Genomic DNA, 1,704 nt, shown 5'->3' on the forward strand with positions numbered 1-1,704 from the left:
CTGAAGAACGCGATCGGCTCGGTGGTTTCCACCGTGATGATGTGTTTGAAAGCCTTCAGATAGTCAACCGCCTGACCGACTGCATACGGAATGCGTTCAAGCGTCACACGACCCGCGCCGCGTTCGATCCGCGCGCTGAAGAACTGCGTCGCAATACGGCAACCTGTGGCAGCTTTGAGCTTGCCGGCGAGTTCGAGTGCGCGGCCTTTTGTCGAATGACCTGCGAGCACGATCAGCGTCGGCTCGCCCGAGTGCAGGACCTTCGCGATGTGCTCGACGCGTGCTACATCAGGCGCTTTCGCTTTCTCGAAGGCAACCGCGCGGGAAGGGACAACCGCCTCGCCCGCTTCCTGCCACGATGCATCGCCCGGCAGGATCAGCGTGGCGATCTGGCCGACGTGTTCGCTTGCCTTCGCGACCGCAGCAGCCACGTCCCACGCCACCGAATGCGACGACTCAACGCGACGCACCCAGTGACTCAGCGGACGCGCGAGCCCTTCAATGTCGGACGTCAGCGGCGGATCGTACTTCAGGTGCGAAGCCGAATGCTCGCCCACGATGTTGACCATCCCCGACGACGCGCGCTTCGCGTTGTGGATATTGGCCAGTCCGTTAGCGAGACCCGGGCCCAGGTGCAGCAGCGTGGACGCGGGCGTACCCTTCATCCGGTAGTAACCGTCGGCTGCGCCCGTGCAGACACCTTCGAACAGGCACAGCACGCTGCGCATCGCCGGGTTTTCCAATGCCTTCAGAAAATGCATCTCCGACGTACCGGGATTCGCGAAACAGATATCGACGCCCTGAGCGGTGAGCGTCTGGACCAGGCTTTCGGCTCCGTTCATTTATTAATACCCCGCCAGCTCACGTGCTGCGCCGACCACGCCATAGCTGCGTTGCGGTGCCGACATCAGGAAGCGGTAGCCTTCCTTGACCAGACGATCGTGATTCTTCGCGGTGGTGTGCGGATTGCCGACCACCACGTTGTGCTTGTGGCAGGTCTCGACGATCTGGCGCATCGCGTCGAGCACTTCAGGATGCTCGTACTGACGCGGCAGGCCGAGTTGCTGGCTGAGGTCGCCCTCGCCGATCAGGATGAAGCCAATGCCCGGCACGTTCGACAGAATGTCGTCGAGGTTCCCGATTGCTTCGGTGCTTTCGCACATCAGGCCGACGAGGATTTCGCCTTCCGGCGCGAGCGGCCACACGTCCGCCTTCCTGTAGTAGTCGGCCATGCTCAAGCCCCAGTAACGCGCGGCGGTTGCGGGACCGTCGCCGCGAGCGCCCTTCGGCTCATACAGCGGCGCGTTCTTCGGACGTGCATAGCGGCACGACGCTACTGCGTTGTACGCCTGCTCCACAGTGGCAACGTGCGGCCACACGACACCGTAAGCACCGCGATCGAGTACCTGCTTCGCAAACGCCTGATTCATTTCGACGCCGTTCGCCGGGATCCGCGCAATCGGCGTCACACGCGGCGAGACTGAAGCGGATTCCGCGATCTGTTTGCGGTTCAGCATGTATTGCAATGCGTCGCCGAGCGCCGATACGTCGTACGGGTTGTGCTCCATTTCGAAGACGATGCCGTCATACGGTGCATCGCTCATCTCGATCGCGTTCTGCTTGTCCAGCTTCGAAAATGCGGTGTACGCGGTCTTGCCCGATTCGAAGGCGCGAATGATGCTGTTCAGGCGAGTGTCGCTCATG

At 62.0% G+C, this 1,704-nt stretch carries 2 protein-coding genes; both read right to left on the reverse strand.

Annotation, left to right across the window (positions count from 1 at the left end):
* Positions 1-842 (reverse strand): acetolactate synthase large subunit (locus tag LMG28727_RS33835; RefSeq protein ID WP_201646643.1); only part of this gene is annotated, 842 nt, incomplete at its 3' end.
* Between the two features lie 3 nt (positions 843-845).
* Positions 846-1,703, reverse strand: coding sequence for an HpcH/HpaI aldolase family protein (locus LMG28727_RS33840; protein ID WP_201646644.1), 858 nt, complete (start codon positions 1,701-1,703; stop codon positions 846-848).
* Between the last annotated feature and the right edge of the window lies 1 nt (position 1,704).

Source organism: Paraburkholderia metrosideri (assembly GCF_904848625.1).
Classification (GTDB): domain Bacteria; phylum Pseudomonadota; class Gammaproteobacteria; order Burkholderiales; family Burkholderiaceae; genus Paraburkholderia; species Paraburkholderia metrosideri.

Excerpts from the sequence above, each read along its gene's own strand:
- LMG28727_RS33840 (WP_201646644.1), bottom strand. The coding sequence starts at position 1,703 with ATGAGCGACACTCGCCTGAACAGCATCATTCGCGCCTTCGAATCGGGC.